The 17829-nt window shown below is 59.8% G+C and carries 14 protein-coding genes; 7 read left to right on the forward strand and 7 right to left on the reverse strand.

Annotation, left to right across the window (positions count from 1 at the left end; all coding sequences use genetic code 11):
• Positions 1–111: 111 nt before the first annotated feature.
• A complete protein-coding gene (glsB, locus tag AC1RJ3_RS21170; RefSeq protein ID WP_054597690.1) occupies positions 112–1020 on the reverse strand; it encodes a glutaminase B in 909 nt (302 codons plus the stop codon).
• 166 nt (positions 1021–1186) lie between these two features.
• Here glsB and AC1RJ3_RS21175 point away from each other — a divergent pair, with 166 nt between their 5' ends.
• The gene (locus tag AC1RJ3_RS21175; protein WP_493080327.1) at positions 1187–2050 is read left to right on the forward strand and encodes an NAD-dependent protein deacetylase; all 864 of its coding nucleotides are present in this window, start codon (positions 1187–1189) and stop codon (positions 2048–2050) included.
• Here AC1RJ3_RS21175 and hcnC read toward each other — a convergent pair.
• Genes hcnC through hcnA form a run of 3 tightly spaced genes read right to left on the reverse strand, consistent with a single transcriptional unit; the run spans position 2028 to position 5000 of the window.
• Positions 2028–3287: a cyanide-forming glycine dehydrogenase subunit HcnC gene (hcnC, locus tag AC1RJ3_RS21180; protein ID WP_489110456.1), complete on the reverse strand. Its 1260-nt coding sequence runs from the start codon at positions 3285–3287 to the stop codon at positions 2028–2030. The two genes, AC1RJ3_RS21175 and hcnC, sit on opposite strands and share 23 nt — an antisense overlap.
• Positions 3280–4689 (reverse strand): cyanide-forming glycine dehydrogenase subunit HcnB, encoded by a 1410-nt coding sequence (gene hcnB / locus AC1RJ3_RS21185; protein ID WP_493080329.1) that lies wholly within the window; start codon positions 4687–4689, stop codon positions 3280–3282. Before hcnB ends, hcnC begins: the two co-directional genes overlap by 8 nt.
• Entirely contained in the window at positions 4686–5000 is a 315-nt protein-coding gene (gene hcnA / locus AC1RJ3_RS21190) for a cyanide-forming glycine dehydrogenase subunit HcnA (RefSeq protein ID WP_347926999.1), read from the reverse strand. Before hcnA ends, hcnB begins: the two co-directional genes overlap by 4 nt.
• Positions 5001–5316: 316 nt before the next feature.
• Here hcnA and AC1RJ3_RS21195 point away from each other — a divergent pair, with 316 nt between their 5' ends.
• From AC1RJ3_RS21195 to pncA, 3 genes are all read left to right on the forward strand, one after another.
• Positions 5317–6000 carry a response regulator transcription factor gene (locus tag AC1RJ3_RS21195; protein WP_103316361.1) on the forward strand — a complete coding sequence of 228 codons (684 nt, stop codon included), beginning with the start codon at positions 5317–5319 and terminating at the stop codon, positions 5998–6000.
• The gene (locus AC1RJ3_RS21200; protein WP_347927000.1) at positions 5978–7372 is read left to right on the forward strand and encodes a sensor histidine kinase; all 1395 of its coding nucleotides are present in this window, start codon (positions 5978–5980) and stop codon (positions 7370–7372) included. The genes AC1RJ3_RS21195 and AC1RJ3_RS21200 overlap by 23 nt, the downstream gene beginning before the upstream one ends.
• Positions 7373–7593: 221 nt before the next feature.
• Complete coding sequence (pncA, locus tag AC1RJ3_RS21205; RefSeq protein WP_216741747.1) at positions 7594–8232, forward strand: bifunctional nicotinamidase/pyrazinamidase; 639 nt, start codon at positions 7594–7596, stop codon at positions 8230–8232.
• 205 nt (positions 8233–8437) lie between these two features.
• Here pncA and AC1RJ3_RS21210 read toward each other — a convergent pair whose 3' ends face one another.
• Entirely contained in the window at positions 8438–9739 is a 1302-nt protein-coding gene (locus AC1RJ3_RS21210) for an ATP-binding protein (RefSeq protein WP_347927001.1), read from the reverse strand.
• Between the two features lie 2 nt (positions 9740–9741).
• Positions 9742–10443: a response regulator gene (locus tag AC1RJ3_RS21215; RefSeq protein ID WP_054597698.1), complete on the reverse strand. Its 702-nt coding sequence runs from the start codon at positions 10441–10443 to the stop codon at positions 9742–9744.
• A 274-nt stretch (positions 10444–10717) separates the two neighbouring features.
• On the opposite strand from AC1RJ3_RS21215, the gene AC1RJ3_RS21220 reads away from it, so the two are divergent.
• The 3 genes from AC1RJ3_RS21220 (at position 10718) to AC1RJ3_RS21230 (ending at position 15827) form a co-directional block, all read left to right on the forward strand.
• Positions 10718–11875, forward strand: coding sequence for an efflux RND transporter periplasmic adaptor subunit (locus AC1RJ3_RS21220; RefSeq protein WP_054597699.1), 1158 nt, complete (start codon positions 10718–10720; stop codon positions 11873–11875).
• Positions 11876–11891: 16 nt separating this feature from the next.
• Positions 11892–14990 (forward strand): multidrug efflux RND transporter permease subunit, encoded by a 3099-nt coding sequence (locus AC1RJ3_RS21225; protein WP_493080334.1) that lies wholly within the window; start codon positions 11892–11894, stop codon positions 14988–14990.
• A gap of 195 nt (positions 14991–15185) precedes the next feature.
• Positions 15186–15827, forward strand: coding sequence for a DUF1345 domain-containing protein (locus AC1RJ3_RS21230; RefSeq protein WP_054597701.1), 642 nt, complete (start codon positions 15186–15188; stop codon positions 15825–15827).
• Positions 15828–16093: 266 nt separating this feature from the next.
• Here the strand turns inward: AC1RJ3_RS21230 and AC1RJ3_RS21235 are convergent, their stop codons facing one another.
• Positions 16094–17659, reverse strand: a complete 1566-nt coding sequence (locus AC1RJ3_RS21235) for a hypothetical protein (protein ID WP_347927004.1) — start codon at positions 17657–17659, stop codon at positions 16094–16096.
• Between the last annotated feature and the right edge of the window lie 170 nt (positions 17660–17829).

Genomic DNA, 17829 nt, shown 5'->3' on the forward strand with positions numbered 1-17829 from the left:
ACGCAGCCTCGCAGGCTCGGCAGCTGCTACGGTTTTGCGTAACGGCTTGCGTAAACATTCACGTAACGGTTTGCGTAACGGTTCTCGGGCTTGACTGACATGCCCTAACTTCTAGAACACCGACCAGCCAATGCGCTGGCTCAGCAATTCCAGTGCCGCCATGCCGGCCAGCGAGTTACCTGCCGGGTTCAGTTCAGGTGACCAGACGCACACGGTAAAGCGCCCCGGCACCACGGCCACGATGCCGCCGCCTACACCACTCTTGCCCGGTAGACCGACGCGATAGGCAAAGTTGCCGGCTTCGTCATACAGACCGCTGGTGGCCATGATCGAGTTGACCTGTTTGGTCTGGCGCGCCGTGAGGATCTGTTCGCCGCTGTGCTTGCAAAACCCGTCATTGGCCAGGAAACAGAAGGCCCGGGCCAGGTCGACACAGCTCATGCGCAGCGCACAATGGCTGAAGTAGCTGCGCAGCACGGCTTCCACATCGTTATGAAAGTTGCCGAACGATTGCATCAGGTAAGCCATGGCCGCGTTGCGCGCACGGTGCTGGTATTCCGACTCGGCGACTTTGCTGTCGACCATCACTTGCGGATTACCGGACAACCGCCGCACAAAATCACGCATCGACAGCGCTGGCGCGGCAAAGCGTGACTGGTTGATGTCACAGATCACCAGCGCCCCGGCATTGATGAACGGATTGCGCGGTCGACCGCGTTCGAACTCCAGCTGCACCAGCGAATTGAACGGCTGGCCGGAAGGCTCGTGACCGAGTCGCTCCCAGATCGCCTCGCCGGAATGCTCGATGGCCTGAACCAGGCTGAACACCTTGGAAATACTCTGCACCGAAAACAGCGTGTGGGCATCGCCGGCGCAATACAGCTCGCCGTCATTGCCATACACCGCAATGCCCAACTGATCGGCCGGCACACTGCCCAGCGCAGGAATGTAATTAGCCACCTTGCCCTGTCCGATCAGGGGGCGAACCGTGTCAAGAATCTCGTTCAACAACGCTTGCATGCCGGCTTCCGAATTCACGCCCCGTACCACCGCGGGGACACAGACGCTAGACGTCACAAACGCACGTCAGAGCACAGTTTTTCGCTCAACTGCCAACCCCTCGCAGTAGACCGAACAACAACTATCCTGCATCGTGTTGTGAAACCCGGCAACCGGAGCGCTGACCATGTTCGACAGCACCATCCGCGAACAGCTTGACCACCTGCAGAACCTGATGGCCGAGCAGCCGTTGCTGGTGCTCACGGGCGCCGGTATCAGCACGGCGTCGGGCATTCCCGATTACCGCGACACCGATGGGGTGCGGCGCGGCCGGCAGCCGATGATGTATCAGGAGTTTCTCAAAGCACCCGAGTCACGCCAGCGGTACTGGGCACGGGCGATGCTCGGTTGGCCACGGGTTCGGCAAGCGCGGCCGAATACCGCCCACGAAGCCTTGGCCACGCTGCAAGCACAGCGGCAGATTGCCGGGCTGATCACCCAAAATGTCGACACCTTGCACGATCAGGCCGGCAGCCCGGACGTGATCGAGCTGCATGGCAGCTTGCACCGGGTGTTGTGCCTGGATTGCGGCCAACGCAGTGACCGGGACTCGATCCAGCGCCTCATGGAAGCGCAAAACCCCTATCTGGCGGATGTCGATGCGGTTCAGGCACCCGATGGTGACACCCTGCTCGACCCGGCCTTCGAGTCGCATTTTCAAGTCCCCCGTTGCCCAAACTGCGAGGGTGAGCGAATGAAACCGGACGTGGTGTTTTTCGGTGAAAACGTCGCGCACGCCACCGCTGCCAAGGCCATGGCTGCTGCCGAACAGGCAGCGGGATTGCTGGTGGTGGGGTCATCGCTGATGGCGTTTTCGGCGTTTCGCCTGTGTCGGGTGATCGCCGACCGCGGCAAACCGCTGATCGCTATCAATCTGGGCAAGACCCGCGCCGATGAGTTGCTGGACATGAAAATCGAGGCGTCCTGCGAACAGCTATTGCCGCTGCTCGCAGAACACCTGAGCCAATTCAGGCCATTTCTGCCTGTTTGACCGCGACCGTTTGTTTCACCTCAAACCGATCCGCCAGGAACGGTGTGATGTCCAGCGGCAACGCTTCGTTGTTCACCAGTTTGTCGAGCAACACGCCGGTGATCGCCGAAGTCAGGATGCCGGTGCGGAAATGCCCGCAGGCATTGAGATAGCCCTGCACCCCTTTCATCGGCCCGAGAATCGGCAGCTCATCCGGTGAGCCCGGCCGCAACCCTGCCCAGCAGCGCTTGAGATTGATGTGTTCAAGCTCTGGAATGCAGCGGATCGCGCCTTGCACCAACCCATAGATTTCCGGGTAGGTGGTGGTCACGTCGAAGCCTTTGTCTTCGGTGGTGCTACCGATCAGAATCTCGCCGTTGTCCTTCTGCGCCAGATAGCAATCACTGGTGGTCAGGCAACCGCGCAAGATCTTCGGCATGCGCTCGGTCAGCAAGATCTGACCCTTGACCGGATTCACCGGAATGCGGATGCCAGTAGCCCACTCACTCAAGTCAGCCGCCCAGGCGCCGGCGGCGTTGATCAAGGTGTCGCAACGGAACTTGCCGGCTTCGGCAGTCTGCACCCCGACCACCCGCGAACCCTGGCGCAACACCTCAGTGACGTTGGTGTTGAAATACAGGTCGACGCCATTCTGCCGGGCACCTTCGGTGTAGGCGTCCGCCAGGCGGAACGGGCTGACCTGATGGTCGCAGAGAAACTCCAGCGCCCCGCGTGCTTCATGGCTGACGCTCGGTTCGGCCTCGCGCAGCGCGGCCTGGTCAAGCCAGCGCACCTGATCGGCCAGGTGTGGAATGCAGGCGACGATGTGCTCGGCGTACAAGCGGTCCTCATCGTCGTAGATCACGAACTTCAGCCCGGTTTTTTCGAACTTGAAATCCATGCCGTGCTTTTCCTGCAACTCGCGGTGCAGGTCCGGGTACAGCGCATTCGATTGCAGGGCAAACTCAAAGAACGAATCCGGCAGGATGTGCGGCGTGCTGGAGTCGACCGCCACCGCCGCGCCTTGGGCTTCGCGCTTGCGGTTGGCCGACATCATGCGAAAGAAAATGACCCCGCAGCCCAGCCCCACCGACTCGCCAATCGCCCACAGGCCGCCGGCCGACGCGCGAGTCGCGTTGCCGGGGCGCTTGGCGTCGATCAGCGCGACTTTCAGATTCTTGCGTTTCGACAGTTGATAGGCGCAAGAAGCCCCGATCACACCGCCACCGGCAATGACCACATCGTAGAACTTACTCATGATTCAACGCATCCGTGCCGAGGTTCTGGAAAGCCGAAAAAGGAATCGGCTCGATGGGAAAACGTGGGCGCAACCAGCCCACATCCTGGCGCCCGGTGGCTTCACGCAAGCGGTCGCTGCAATAACCGACACACATCCGCCCCTGACAATCGCCCATGCTCACCCGCGTGCGCATTTTCAGGCTGGCCATGTCTTGAACGCCTTGGGACAGCGCACGATCGATGTCGGCCCGGGTGGCGTTTTCGCAACGGCAGATCAGCGTATCGGCAGCCGGCAACGCGGTCTGCCCGGCACCGCGCTCGGTGTAGCGATCCACCGCCGCGCGAAAACGCACGATGGACTTGAGTTTCGCCAGATAGCGCTCGCGCAAGTGCAGCGCCTTTTCGCTGCTCAGCACATCGCGCTGCACAAGGATCGACAACGCAGCGATTCGACCGCTGAGCATCGCTGCCTCACCACCGCGGATCCCGCCCATGTCACCAGCCAGGTGAACGTGCGGCTCGCTGCTTTGCTGCCAGATATTGGCTGTAGCACGCAGATAACCGTCAACGCTGAAGCCATGTTCCAGGCCCATTTGCTGACTCAGTTGAGTACGCGGAATAAAGCCATAGCCTACCGCCAGGGTCTGCGCCGGCACTTGCTCGGCGAGACTCAGGTCTGGCTGCCAGTTGCTGGAATACGGTGCGACCGTCACGCTGCGCAACTCGCCCTCGCCTTGCGCCTCGACCACGCCCCAACCGTAGCGCATCGAGATTCGGTGCAGTTTCAGATAGGCGAGCATGCTCAGCCCGTCGAGGAACAATTGGGGTTTGTTCAGCAGTGCCAGGCTTTCCTTGGCGATCTTGCCGAACGCGCAGGCCTCGAACACTCCGGCGACCTTCACTCCGCTGGCATGCAATTGACAGGCAACCAACGGCAACAACGGACCGGTACCGGCGATCACCACCGGGCTTTGCGGCTTGACCACGCCACTCTTGATTTGCAGTTGCAGACCGCCCAGCAGTATCACCCCCGGCAATGTCCAGCCAGGGAACGGTACGCTGCGCTCATGGCATCCGGCGGCGAGCAACAATTGCGGGTAGGTGATTTCCTGCACGCGTTCGTCAGCGTCCAGCATGACCAGCGCCCGGGTCCCTTCTGCACCGACAACCCGCGTGTTCAAACACACATCGATCAGTGCACAACGGTCCTGAAAGTCGCCATGCAGTTTGGCCAGGGACTCGGCGTAACGCGGTCCCAGATAGTCCAGCTGTACGCCGTCGCGCAACGGCCCGCGATACACCACCCCGCCCAGCCGTGAAGCTTCTTCGAGCAAGGTGCAGTGCACGCCGTGTCTGGCCAGTTCAATGGCCGCCGCCATACCCGCCGGACCACCGCCGACGATGACCGGATGCAGGCTCATAGTGCCTCCTGCTCGGCAATGCGGTTGACCGCCGTTTGGACCCGCATGCCCGGCTGCACCAGCGTCTGGCAGGCGCGGCGTTTGTGCCGACCGTTGATTTTCACCAGGCAGCATTGGCACACGCCCATGCCGCAATAGGCCCCGCTGATCTGATCGTGATCGTTACGTGCGACCTGGCGCACGCCGAGGGCTTGAATGACCGTCAACACGGTTTCGCCGATCGCGGCGCTGACCGGCTGGCCATTGAGTTCGATGGTCATATCTGCCCGCATAAGCGGCTGGATATCAAAGGTACGGTCTAGGCGTTGCATGGCATGTTTCATCCGTGAAAAGTCATTAAGGGGTGTCAGCATCCTGCTGCAGTCGTGCAATGACGCAACATTGCTGCGCCAAGACAATGTAGCTGACGGTGCTACAAGGCCCTGAAACCTTTACGTTACGTGATATGCCAAAGCAAAATATTGATCCAGGCCAGTGAACCGTACCGCGCCTCCTTCTGTCACAGGCGATGAAAAGTCGTGTCTGTCTGAAGTCCATCTACCCTGCATGAAAGTTTTTTTAGAACCTTCGCCGGCATTTCTTGGCACACTGCCACTCGTGCATTTCACTTATTCTCAGGCAAGCCCCATGACCCGAATCCTGACCATTGAAGACGACGCCGTCACTGCACGGGAGATCGTTGCCGAACTGAGCAGCCACGGCCTGCAGGTGGACTGGGTCGCCAATGGTCGAGAAGGCCTGGCGCGGGCGGTCAGCGGTGACTACGACCTGATCACCCTTGACCGCATGCTGCCGGAGCTTGACGGCCTGGCGATTGTCACCACCTTGCGAACCATGGGCGTGTCGACGCCGATTCTGATGATCAGCGCCCTGTCCGACGTCGATGAACGCGTTCGCGGTCTGCGCGCCGGCGGTGACGATTACCTGACCAAACCCTTTGCCACCGACGAAATGGCCGCCCGCGTCGAAGTCCTGCTGCGACGCCAGAACACCGTCAAGGACTACACAACGACGCTGCGCGTGGCCGACCTGGAGCTCAACCTGATCAGCCGCGAAGCCAGCCGCGGCGGACAGTTGCTGAGCCTGCTGCCGACCGAATACAAACTGCTGGAGTTTCTGTTGCGCAATACCGGGCAGATCCTCACGCGGATGATGATTTTCGAAGAGGTCTGGGGCTATCACTTCGACCCCGGCACCAATCTGATCGATGTGCACATCGGACGTCTGCGCAAAAAAATCGACCTGCCGGGCCAACTGCCGCTGATACGGACTGTGCGAGGCTCCGGTTATGTCATTGCTGAACCCGTCTAAAGGCTGGCGCTCCTCCAGCAGCCGCTTGCTGGCGCTCTACAGTTCGCTGTTCGTGGTCTGGAGCGGCCTGCTCATGGGGGTGATGTATTACGAGGTTTCCAGCTACCTGGAGAACCTTGCCAAACATTCGCTGATGCAGCGCCAGCACCTGTTTTCACGCTTCCACGGTGATCAGCTGGATGAGGCGCTGATTGCCAGCATCACCTTCGACCAGCGCGGTATCGACGCCTATGGGCTGTTCGACGAACAGCATCGGCCGCTGCACGGGCTGATTCGCAGGATCCCCGCTGGCCTGCCACTGGACGGCAAGATCCATTCACTGGGCGACTGCGCCGATCCGGATGACGCCAGCCTGCCATCCGACAGTTGCGACGCGGTGGCGACCCACACGCTGGATGGCCGCTGGCTGGTCCTGGTGCGTGACAACGGTTCGTTGTTTGCGGTCACACGGATCATCCTGCATGCGCTGTTCTGGGGAGTCTCGCTGACCATCATCCCCGGCATCGCCGGTTGGCATTTGTTGCGCCGTCGGCCGTTACAACGGATTCGCGCCTTGCAGGCGAGCGCCGAAGCCATCGTCGCCGGCAACCTCAACCACCGTTTGCCGCTGTCCAGCCGCCGCGATGAGCTGGACATGCTTGCGGCCATCGTCAACGCCATGCTCGAACGCATCGAGCGCCTGGTAAACGAGGTCAAGGGGGTTTGCGACAACATCGCCCACGACCTGCGCACCCCGCTCACCCGGCTACGCGCGCAGCTTTACCGCATTCAACAGCAGGCCGTCGAAGGTTCTGCCGAGGCGTTGCAGCTGGATCAGGTGATCGCCGAGACCGACACCCTGATGGCGCGCTTTCGCGGATTGCTGCGGATCTCCGAGCTGGAGGATCAACAACGGCGTTCAGGCTTTGTGCTGTTCGATCCATTGCCGTTGCTGCAGGAACTGTACGATTTTTACCTGCCGCTGGCCGAGGAAGGTCAGCTGACATTAAGCCTGCAAACACCGCAGACCTTGCCGGAGCTGACCGGCGACCGGGCGTTGTTGTTTGAAGCCCTGTCGAACTTGCTGAGCAACTCGATCAAGTTCACCCCGGCGGGCGGTCAGGTCATCGTGCGGGCAATCGACAATGCCGGCAGCACACGTATTGAAGTACTCGACTCCGGCCCCGGCATCCCGGCGGACAAACGCACGGCGGTGTTCCAACGGTTCTATCGCGTCGACGACAACGCCAAGAACGGTGGCTTCGGCCTCGGCTTATCGATTGTCGCGGCCATCGTGAACCTGCACGGATTCGCCCTGGACGTCGGCAGCAGCGAACTCGGCGGCGCCCGCCTGACACTCGACTGTCGCCAGCATTTACTGCCCGCCGACTAATAGTGCTCCCACACTCCCTTCGTAGCAGCTGCCGAGCCCGCGAGGCTGCGTTCGGCTGCGAAGCGGCCGTAAATCCTGCCTCCACGGTGAACCTGATAAAACGTGGTGCCTGATTTTACTGCGGGGGGAGGTGGGGACGCTGTTCAGGAGTCGGTTCAGCGTTTGAAGAGTCTGAACCTGACGCTATGCTTGCGTTTCCACTTCCAGGGAGGTAACCGGTCATGACGTCCACATCCGCTCAATCACACTGCGCCTTATTAGTCATCGATGTACAAAACGACTTCACTCCCGGCGGCCGACTGGCGGTACCCGAGGGCGACCGGATCATTCCCTTGATCAATCGCCTCGCCGGTCAGTTCACCCAGGTGATCATTGCCCAGGACTGGCATCCGGCCGGGCACGCCTCGTTCGCGTCCAGCCATCCCGGACGCCAACCCTATGATGTGATTGAACTGCCTTACGGCGCCCAGACCCTGTGGCCTGAACATTGTGTGCAAGCCACCACTGGCGCCGAACTGCATGCCGAACTGAACCTGCCCCACGCCCAGTTGATCATCCGCAAAGGCTGTAACCCGGACATCGACAGCTATTCGGCGTTTCTGGAAGCAGACCGCACCACCCCCACCGGCTTGGCCGGATACCTGCGGGAACGCGGAATCGATACGGTGTTCATGGTCGGACTTGCGCTGGATTTCTGCGTGATGTTCTCGGCGCTGGACGCCCGCGCAGCCGGGTTCAATGCCACGGTGGTGCTGGACGCCTGCCGGGCGATCGACCTGAACGGCTCGCTGGCCTCGGCCATGGAACGGATGGACCGGGCTGGGGTGGGGTTGATCACGGCTGCCGAAGTATCCGTTTGAACCCTGAACCTGTGGTGAGGGGGCTTGCCCCCGTCGGCCGGTCCGCGTTTGGGCGAAGCAGTCGTAAAGCTGCCGAATGCAGTGTGTCTGAATATATGCATTGGCAGGTTTTGGGGTCGCTTCGCGGCCCAACGGGAGCAAGCTCCCTCGCCACAAGGTCAGTGCAAGCTCGAGTTACCGTTGAGTGTCAGTAAAAAGCCTGAGATCAAACCGGGGTCGGCAGCCACAACCGGAACCGCGCCCCGCCCAGCGGCGAGGTTTCGGCCGTCAGTGTGCCGGCCTGGGCTTCCAGGGCTCGGCGGCTGATCGCCAGCCCCAGGCCAAACCCGCCCGTGGCGCGGTCGCGGCTGCGGTCCAGGCGGTAGAAAGGTTCGAAGATCCGCTCGCGTTCGTCTTCCGGAATGCCGATGCCGTCATCGTCGACGCAGATTTCACAGCCTTTTGCGCAGACCTGCACGCCGATCTGAATGCGTTTTTCGCAGTAGCGCATGGCGTTGCGCAGCAGGTTCTGGATCGCTCGGGCGGTCAGGCGCGGGTCAAGGCTGAAGCGTTCGAGCTGGCCGTGCAACAAGACGTCGATGACGATGTCCGGCGACTCCAGCTCTTCATCGACGCTGCCCAGAATACTGTCGATAAACTCATCCAGCGACACGTCCACCTGCTCCGGCACCCGTGCCGGATTCTGCAGGCGGCTGTAGGAAAGCAATTCCAGCACCAGCTCATCCAGTTCACGAATATGTGCAACCAGGCCCTGCAAACGCTCGCGGCTGGCGGCCGGCAAGTCGTCGGACAAGGCCAGTGCCAGGCCAAAGTCCAGTCGGGTCAACGGCGTGCGCAATTCGTGCGACACCGCGTTGAGCAAATCACGTTGCTGGTTCAGGAGGTTTTCAATATCGCCGGCCATGGTGTCGAAAACGTTGGCCAGGCTGCCAATGTTCGAACTCGGCGGGATCTGTGTGCGCTCGCTCAAGTGGCCCTTGCCAAAGCGCTCGGCGGTATTTTTCAGACGTTCCAGATCGCGCCAGTGCGGCCGCAGCCAGATCAACAGACACGCCAGCAGCGCGCCGCCGATCAGTACGTTGATGCTCCAGTACAACAAGTTGACGTCCAGCGGATCCGGTGGCACCACCAGTTTCACCGACAGTTGCTGATCCAGCGGCGAGACCGCCAGCGTGCGCCAGCCCCAGTCGCCCATGCGGATAACGTTTTCACCGCGCTCCAGACGCTCACGTTCGTAGGGGGTGAAATCCGCGTCGTCATTGCGCACCAGTGCCACGTGCAACGGGCTGAAGTCCTGGTCCAGCTGCGCGGCCAGATGGGTCCATTGCTCGGTCGGCACTCCGTGAAACTGTTGGGTGATCAGCTTCTGCAAGCCTCGGGAGTGATCAAGGTTGTAGTTCACGAATCGCTCGTGAAAAACCTTGATCACCAGATCCGGGATGAAATAAATCGCCGCGCTAAAGGTGACGATGGTGATCAGGTAGAGGCGGATCAGAATGCGCAGCATGTTCAGCATTCCCACTCGGAGCGACTGAACAGATAACCCTTGCCCCACACGGTTTTGATCTTGCGCGCTTCGCCGGCATGATCGTCGAATTTGCGCCGCAGCTTGGAAATCGCCACGTCCACCGAGCGGTCGGTGCCGTTGAATTCGATGCCGCGCAGGCGTTGCAGGATCTGGTCGCGGCTGAGTACTTCACCGGCGTGGCGAGCCAGCACCACCAACAGGTTGTATTCGCCGCTGGACAGTTCGACCAGTTGCTCGCGCCAGGTCACGGTGCGCTCCGACAGATCGATACAGAGGTTGCCCATGAGGATTCGGTCGCTGGCGGTCTGCGGCTCGTTCAGGCTGCTGCGCCGCAGCAAGGTCCGCACCCGCGCCAGCAATACCCGTGGCTCGCACGGCTTGGTGACGTAATCGTCAGCGCCCATCTCCAGGCCCAGCACCTGGTCATGACTGTCGTCGCGGGCGGTCAGCATCAGAATCGGCAGAGCCGCCGAATCGGCGCGCAGCAAGCGACAGACCTGCAAACCATCGAGGCCTGGCAGCATCAGGTCGAGGATCACCAGATCCGGCGGATCGACCCGCGCCCGTTCGCGCACATGGTCGCCACGGCTGATAACACTGACCTGATAGCCATTGCGTTCAAGGTAGCTGGCAATCAATTCAGAGAGTGCGGAATCGTCTTCGACCAAGAGGATGTTGGGCATGGGTGTTTCCAGGGAATGCAATGGTGAGCAGTGACCGCTATCGCGGGCAGGCCTTGCTCCTACGGACAGCGGGCGTTCGCAAATATTGCGTCCGGCTCGATACCTGTAGGAGCAAGGCATGTCCGCGATCGACTGCGAAGCAGGCGCCAAGGATATACGCCCTCGCACAGGCATGAGTAAAACCATTACACAATTTCACACAGCACCTACAAAGCTTCACCGCTACGCTCGTCCCCTCCCCGTAGGATGCCGGGGTCATTATTGGGGTATTTACATGTCAAAGAACCTGTTTGCGAAGCTCGGCCTGATTGCCTTGGCAATGACGCTGAGTGCGTGCGACAAGTCCTCCACTGCCGAAGAAACAGCGCCGCTGGCCACGGTCCGGATCGAAACCATCGAAGCCCGGCCACTGTCGATCAGCAGCGAACTGAGTGGGCGGATCGCCGCGCCGCGAATCGCCGAAGTCCGCGCCCGGGTGGCCGGCGTGGTCCTGCAACGGACCTTCCGCGAAGGCAGCGACGTCAAACAGGGCGACGTGCTGTTTCGCATCGATCCGGCACCGTTCAAGGCTGATCTGGACAGCGCCCAGGCGGCGCTGCGCAAAGCCGAGGCCAATGCCTTTCAGGCGCGCTTGCAAGAGCAGCGTTACGCGCAGTTGATCGAAGGCAATGCCATCAGCGGCCAGGATTACGACAACGCCCGCGCCGCCGTCCGGCAGACCGCCGCCGATGTCGCGGCCAATCAGGCGGCTGTGCAACGGGCGAAACTGAACCTCGGTTACGCCACTGTCACCGCACCGATTTCCGGGCGGGTTGGCCGTGCCTTGGTCACCGAAGGCGCGCTGGTCGGGCAGAACGAAAGCACGCCATTGGCACTGATCCAGCAGCTGGACCCGATCCACGCCGACCTGACCCAGTCGACCCGCGAACTCAACGAGTTGCGCCGGGCGTTTCGTGCCGGGCAGATGCAGCAGGTCGGCCAGGATCAGGCCAAAGCCACGCTGATTCAGGACGACGGCAGTCTCTACCCATTGCCCGGCAAGCTGCTGTTCGCCGACATCAGTGTCGACCCGGGTACTGGCCAGATCATTCTGCGCAGCGAGTTCCCCAACCCGGACCTCGACTTGCTGCCGGGCAGCTTCATCCGGGTGCGCCTGGAGCAAGCGGTGAATCAGCACGGTATCAGCGTGCCGCAACGGGCGATCCTGCGTGACAGCGCCGGCATTGCTCAGGTGCTTTTGCTCGACGCCGACGCCCGTGTCAGCCAGCAACCGGTGCAGCTCGGCCAGGTGCAGAAGGATCGCTGGATCGTCACCGGCGGCCTCAAGCCCGGCGACCGCATTGTCATCGAAGGCCTGCAGCACGCCCGTCCCGGCGAAAAAGTAGAAATCGACGACACCCCTCTTCCCCTTGCCCAGGTCACCGGGCAGTAGGCAGGACGCAGACTTTATGCCGCAATTCTTTATCGACCGCCCGGTGTTCGCCTGGGTGGTCGCACTGTTTATCCTGTTGGCCGGTGCGCTGGCTATCCCGCAGCTGCCTGTCGCGCAGTACCCCAACGTTGCACCGCCGAAGGTCGAGATCTATGCGGTGTACCCGGGCGCCTCGGCGCAAACCATCGACGAAAGCGTGGTCAGCCTGATCGAGGGCGAGCTCAACGGCGCCGATCACCTGCTGTATTTCGAATCCCAGAGCAGCCTTGGCACCGCGACCATCACCGCCACCTTCCAGCCCGGTACCGATCCGGAAATGGCTCAGGTCGATGTGCAAAACCGCCTCAAGGTGATCGAGTCGCGCCTGCCGCAAGCGGTGACCCAACAAGGTTTGCAGGTCGAGAAAGTCTCGGCCGGCTTCCTGCTGTTGATCACCCTCACCTCCAGCGACGGCAAGCTCAATGACGTGGCGCTCAGCGACTATCTGGCGCGCAACGTGATGAACGAGATCAAGCGTCTGGACGGCGTCGGCAAGGCTCAGCTGTATGGCGCCGAACGGGCCATGCGAATCTGGATCGACCCGCAGAAACTGATCGGTTTCAACCTGACCCCGGCCGACGTCAACGCGGCGATCGTCGCGCAGAACGCCCAGGTCTCGGCCGGCAGCATCGGCGATTTGCCGACCCGTACCACCCAGGAAATCACCGCGACGGTGCTGGTGAAAGGTCAACTGTCGACCCCCGAAGAGTTCGCCGACATTGTGCTGCGGGCCAACCCCGACGGTTCCACGGTGCGCGTGGGTGACGTGGCGCGGGTCGAAATCGGCAGCCAGGAATACCAGTTCTCCACCCGCCTCAACGGCAAGCCGTCGACAGCGGTCAGCGTGCAACTGTCGCCCGGTGCCAATGCCTTGAGCACCGCAACGCTGGTGCGCGAGAAGATGGACGAGCTGGCGCGCTACTTCCCGGCCGGTGTGGAATACAAGATTCCGTACGACACCTCGCCGTTCGTCAAAGTCTCGATCACCAAAGTGGTTTACACCCTCGGCGAGGCGATGCTGCTGGTGTTCGCGGTGATGTTCCTGTTCCTGCAGAACATCCGCTATACGCTGATCCCGACGTTGGTGGTGCCCGTGGCATTGATGGGCACTTTTGCGACCATGATGGCGCTGGGTTTCTCGATCAACGTACTGACCATGTTCGGCATGGTCCTGGCGATCGGCATTCTGGTCGACGACGCTATCGTCGTGGTCGAGAACGTCGAGCGGATCATGGTCAACGAAGGCCTGTCGCCCAAAGAAGCAACGCGCAAAGCCATGAGCCAGATCACCGGGGCGATCATCGGTATTACGCTGGTGCTGGTGGCGGTGTTTATCCCGATGGCGTTCATGCCGGGCTCGGTCGGGGTGATCTACCAGCAGTTCTCGCTGTCGATGGCCACATCGATTCTGTTCTCGGCGTTCCTCGCCCTGACACTCACCCCGGCACTCTGCGCCACGCTGCTGAAACCGATCGCCAAAGGTGAGCATCACGCCAAGGGCGGTTTCTTCGGCTGGTTCAACCAGCGCTTCGAGCAGATGACCGAGGGCTATCAGCGCTGGGTGGTCTACGCCCTGAAACGCAGTGGTCGTTATCTGCTGGTCTATGGCGTGTTGTTGATTGGTTTGGTGTTTTGCTTCAGTCGCCTGCCCTCGTCCTTCCTGCCGGTCGAAGACCAGGGCTACACCATCACCGACATTCAACTGCCACCGGGTGCCAGCAAGAACCGTACGGTGCAGGTGGTCGAGCAGATCGAAGCGCACAACGCCACTGAACCCGGTGTCGGCGACAGCACAGTGATTCTCGGCTTCAGCTTCTCCGGCAGCGGTCAGAACGCAGCCCTGGCGTTTACCACGCTCAAGGATTGGTCTGAACGCGGCAGCGATGACTCGGCGGCCTCGATTGCCAATCGCGCCAACGGTGCCTTGAGTCAGATCAAGGACGCCGTGGCCTTCTCGATACTGCCACCTCCAGTTGACGGCCTCGGTACGTCGAGCGGTTTCGAGTTCCGCCTGCAAGACCGCGGTGGCCTGGGTCATGCGGCGCTGATGCAAGCGCGCAGTGCCTTGCTGGCGGCTGCCGAGAAAAGCCCGATCCTGATGAACGTGCGCGAAAGTGCCTTGGCGGAAGCACCGCAAGTGCAACTTGAGGTCGACCGCAAACAGGCCAATGCCTTGGGCGTTTCCTTCGCCGATATCGGTAACGTGCTGTCCACCGCTGTCGGTTCGGCCTACATCAACGATTTCCCCAACCAGGGGCGGATGCAGCGGGTGGTGGTTCAGGCTGAAGGCGATCAACGCAGTCAGGTTGACGACTTGCTGAAGATCCACGTGCGCAACAATGCCGATAAAATGGTCCCACTGTCGGCGTTCGTCCAGGCCACATGGACCCAGGGCCCGGCGCAGCTGACGCGCTACAACGGTTACCCGGCGATCAGCATTTCCGGTGAGCCGGCGCCCGGTCACAGCACCGGCGAAGCGATGGCGGAAATCGAGCGTCTGGTCGCCCAAGGCCCGGCAGGGCTGGGTCAGGAATGGACCGGGTTGTCGTTGCAAGAGCGCCTGTCCGGCAGCCAGGCACCGATGCTGCTTGGCTTGTCGTTGCTGATCGTGTTCCTGTGCCTGGCGGCGCTGTACGAGAGCTGGTCGATTCCGACTTCGGTGCTGCTGGTGGTGCCGCTGGGTGTGCTCGGCGCGGTGCTGGCGGTGACCTTGCGCGGAATGCCCAACGACGTGTTCTTCAAGGTCGGGCTGATCACCATCATCGGGCTGTCAGCGAAAAACGCGATCCTGATCATCGAGTTCGCCAAGAGCCTGTACGACGAAGGCCATGACCTGATCGACGCCACGGTGCAAGCCGCACGCTTGCGCCTGCGACCGATCATCATGACCTCGCTGGCATTCATCCTTGGCGTGGTGCCGCTGGCGATTGCCACCGGCGCAAGCTCGGCGAGTCAGCAGGCGATCGGCACTGGCGTGATCGGCGGGATGATCACCGCGACCATGGCGGTGGTGTTTGTGCCGGTGTTTTTTGTAGTGGTGATGAAACTGGTCAGGAAACGCCAAGCTAAACCCTGAACCAGACACAACCTTGTGGCGAGGGAGCTTGCTCCCGCTGGACCGCGAAGCGGTCCCAATATCAGCAGCCGCTATCCGTCAGATAAAACTCATAGACTGGTTTACGACCGCTGCGCGGCCGAGCGGGAGCAAGCTCCCTCGCCACAAGGGACCGCGCTACGCTATGGTGGTTAAAACCCGCCCTATCGAGTGACCATGCCACACCTCCTGCGCACCCACCCTCGCCTGACCGCCGCCGCCCTGCTGGGGGTGACGGTCAGCCTCCTGGCTCCGGCCAGTTCGATCATCAGCAAAATCCTTATTGGCTGGAATGCCGGAGTCTGGACCTATCTGGTACTGATGCTCTGGCTCACCATCCGCGCGCGGGCCGATGACGTCAAACGCATCGCCGAAGTCGAAGATGAAAACGCCGGCATGGTACTGCTCATCGTCTGTATCGCGGCGATTGCCAGCCTCGCCACCATCACCCTGGAACTGGTTGGCAGCAAGGATCTGGAGACCAGCCGACGGCTATTGCATTACGGCTTCACCGGGATGACGGTAATCGGTTCATGGTTGTTGGTCGGGGTGATCTTCAGCGTGCACTACGCCCGGCTGTTCTACACCTGGGACGGCAAGGAGCCGGCGCTGCGCTTTGCCGAAGGCTTGAAAAACCCCAACTATTGGGACTTCCTGTATTTCTCGTTCACCATCGGCGTGGCAGTACAAACCGCCGATGTCGGGGTGGCCACACGCAGTTTGCGCAAGATCGTGCTGGCCCAATCACTGATCGGTTTTCTGTTCAATACCGCCATCCTGGGGTTTTCGATCAATATTGCTGCCGGGTTGTTCAGTTGACGAATAACTGTGCGCGGCACTATTGGACGCAATGGGTGCGACAAATGACAGAGCTTTTATCAGCCCAAGCAGACTTCCCTCCCCCCGCAAAATCAGCGTATGGAAAAACAGAGAAAGGTGTGAACCTTTCTCTGTGCCTTGACCAACATCAATTAGATGTATTGGCGTCCCCGAGTACCACAAGCCACTGTTCAACAACCCAACTTCACGAATGAACACCTTTGACTGAACGGGCGGACCATTAATCTGCCGTGTACAGCAAATGTCTATGGTGCCGATGGAGGCGTGAATTCGGCTGTGGCATCAACGATCACCACCGTTCTTTCCGAGCGGAACACATTCTTGCTTCCATCCGTATAAATAGTCCAAAAGGCATTGTGGCTGCCAGGACCTGCCTGATCAATAACGGACCAAGGCATCTCGAATACAAGTTCTATCTCGACACCGGTCAAAGGCAACGTGTAGATCAGTTTTCCAGCGAACCAAAGTCCAACAGTCTCATCGCCTCGAATCTGCCAAGGGTCATGAGGTTTTTTCATCGGTGTCCGGATAGTGACCGGTTTGCCATGGTCCTTGCTCGTTAAATGATTCAGCGTCCCGGATTGCCCCCGAAGTTCGACGTTCACCATCTCCGAATTTGTCAAGTCCGGAAGATTTTTGCTTTTCGGGCCGGCCATTATAAAGTCAATAACAAATTTTAGCAGGGGAGACTGACGCGGCGGTTCATTGCCCCGCATAAGCTGATAGGACAGCGATGCCTGATACAGTGCGTCAGGATAAATAGGCAATTGGCTGATGATCAAGTAGCTGAGCCAGAACTCCAAGGGGCCTGGCCCCTCGCCCACTACCTGCTCCGCCACTTTAATATTATCAAGGAATAACAGAATCCGATCCGTTGGAAGTGAGTGGTCGGGAAGAGGGACGTAACACTTCGGTGTTGGCTGAACCTTTGCTAAATCAAGCACTCCATCGGATCCCAGCACCGGCAATGTGGGCGCTTCCAGCACTGGCTCAGCGCGAAGTTTCACATCCAGGTAAGCGTGCACCGACACCTTGCTGGCATTACCTGCACTGTCGGTAATAGAGTAAGCCACATAAAGAGTACGATCTACACCCAAGTACTCTTGAAAACTTTCGACAGGGATGTTGACTTGTCCACCTTCATCCAAATATCCGAAATACACTTCATTGGGGAGCGGAGAATCAGCGTCCGGCACGGTGTCAAAAATAGAAACTCTGATAAAGTCACTCTGCTGATGAAAGGGATAGCCGGTGTCTACTTTAAGCTTTAAGTATGAATGTTCCCCCAACCACTGTTTATCAATGACTTGATCAACTGGCACATTTAGAAAGACAAGCTTCATGGGCCGATTGTAGCCACCGTTATATTTACTTTGGTAAGGAGCATGGCGATCGACTCGAATGGCGAGTTTTTCTGTAGGATTATCATTACCCGTACTGCCTTCAGTGACGATCAATCTCACTTGATAGTAAGTTGAGTCATTCATCACATCATCATCAAGCAGTTCAGCACTCGGCAGATCAAAATATTGAGGGTACTCTGCTGCAGTCCCTGGCAAAGACTTTCGAGGCCCTATATAAACAATAGATGGAAATGGTTTTTTCGAATCAATCAAGTGCAGTTCAGCAGTATTACCCTGACTATATTCGTTCAGCCCCACCAGCTCAACCACTACTACCGGCTGAGCCAGAAGTGCTTTAGTTAACAGTCCATTCTCGATCAAGCCCTTAATCACTGGCGCCGGGTGCACCCCCGCTTTATTTGGGAGTGGGAGGTTAGGATTCGGTGTTTCCGTTTCCTTAGCAGTCATTTCATGTTCTCCATCACAATTGAATTGATGCCCGTCCGAACAGGCCTTTCTGGTAATCGCTCTTCACTAACAGTAAATATCCCGTTAGCCCTTACAAGAAATTAAACACCCGATCACCAAGACCGGCTACTGTCAGATCTGACAGGTATTTCGACCACCGGTCGGTTTGC

It is taken from the genome of Pseudomonas sp. GW822-FHT04C11 (assembly GCF_058800905.1).

Excerpts from the sequence above, each read along its gene's own strand:
- glsB (WP_054597690.1), bottom strand. The coding sequence starts at position 1,020 with ATGCAAGCGTTGTTGAACGAGATTCTTGACACGGTTCGCCCCCTGATC.
- AC1RJ3_RS21175 (WP_493080327.1), top strand. The coding sequence starts at position 1,187 with ATGTTCGACAGCACCATCCGCGAACAGCTTGACCACCTGCAGAACCTG.
- hcnC (WP_489110456.1), bottom strand. The coding sequence starts at position 3,287 with ATGAGTAAGTTCTACGATGTGGTCATTGCCGGTGGCGGTGTGATCGGG.
- hcnB (WP_493080329.1), bottom strand. The coding sequence starts at position 4,689 with ATGAGCCTGCATCCGGTCATCGTCGGCGGTGGTCCGGCGGGTATGGCG.
- hcnA (WP_347926999.1), bottom strand. The coding sequence starts at position 5,000 with ATGCAACGCCTAGACCGTACCTTTGATATCCAGCCGCTTATGCGGGCA.
- AC1RJ3_RS21195 (WP_103316361.1), top strand. The coding sequence starts at position 5,317 with ATGACCCGAATCCTGACCATTGAAGACGACGCCGTCACTGCACGGGAG.
- AC1RJ3_RS21200 (WP_347927000.1), top strand. The coding sequence starts at position 5,978 with ATGTCATTGCTGAACCCGTCTAAAGGCTGGCGCTCCTCCAGCAGCCGC.
- pncA (WP_216741747.1), top strand. The coding sequence starts at position 7,594 with ATGACGTCCACATCCGCTCAATCACACTGCGCCTTATTAGTCATCGAT.
- AC1RJ3_RS21210 (WP_347927001.1), bottom strand. The coding sequence starts at position 9,739 with ATGCTGCGCATTCTGATCCGCCTCTACCTGATCACCATCGTCACCTTT.
- AC1RJ3_RS21215 (WP_054597698.1), bottom strand. The coding sequence starts at position 10,443 with ATGCCCAACATCCTCTTGGTCGAAGACGATTCCGCACTCTCTGAATTG.
- AC1RJ3_RS21220 (WP_054597699.1), top strand. The coding sequence starts at position 10,718 with ATGTCAAAGAACCTGTTTGCGAAGCTCGGCCTGATTGCCTTGGCAATG.
- AC1RJ3_RS21225 (WP_493080334.1), top strand. The coding sequence starts at position 11,892 with ATGCCGCAATTCTTTATCGACCGCCCGGTGTTCGCCTGGGTGGTCGCA.
- AC1RJ3_RS21230 (WP_054597701.1), top strand. The coding sequence starts at position 15,186 with ATGCCACACCTCCTGCGCACCCACCCTCGCCTGACCGCCGCCGCCCTG.
- AC1RJ3_RS21235 (WP_347927004.1), bottom strand. The coding sequence starts at position 17,659 with ATGACTGCTAAGGAAACGGAAACACCGAATCCTAACCTCCCACTCCCA.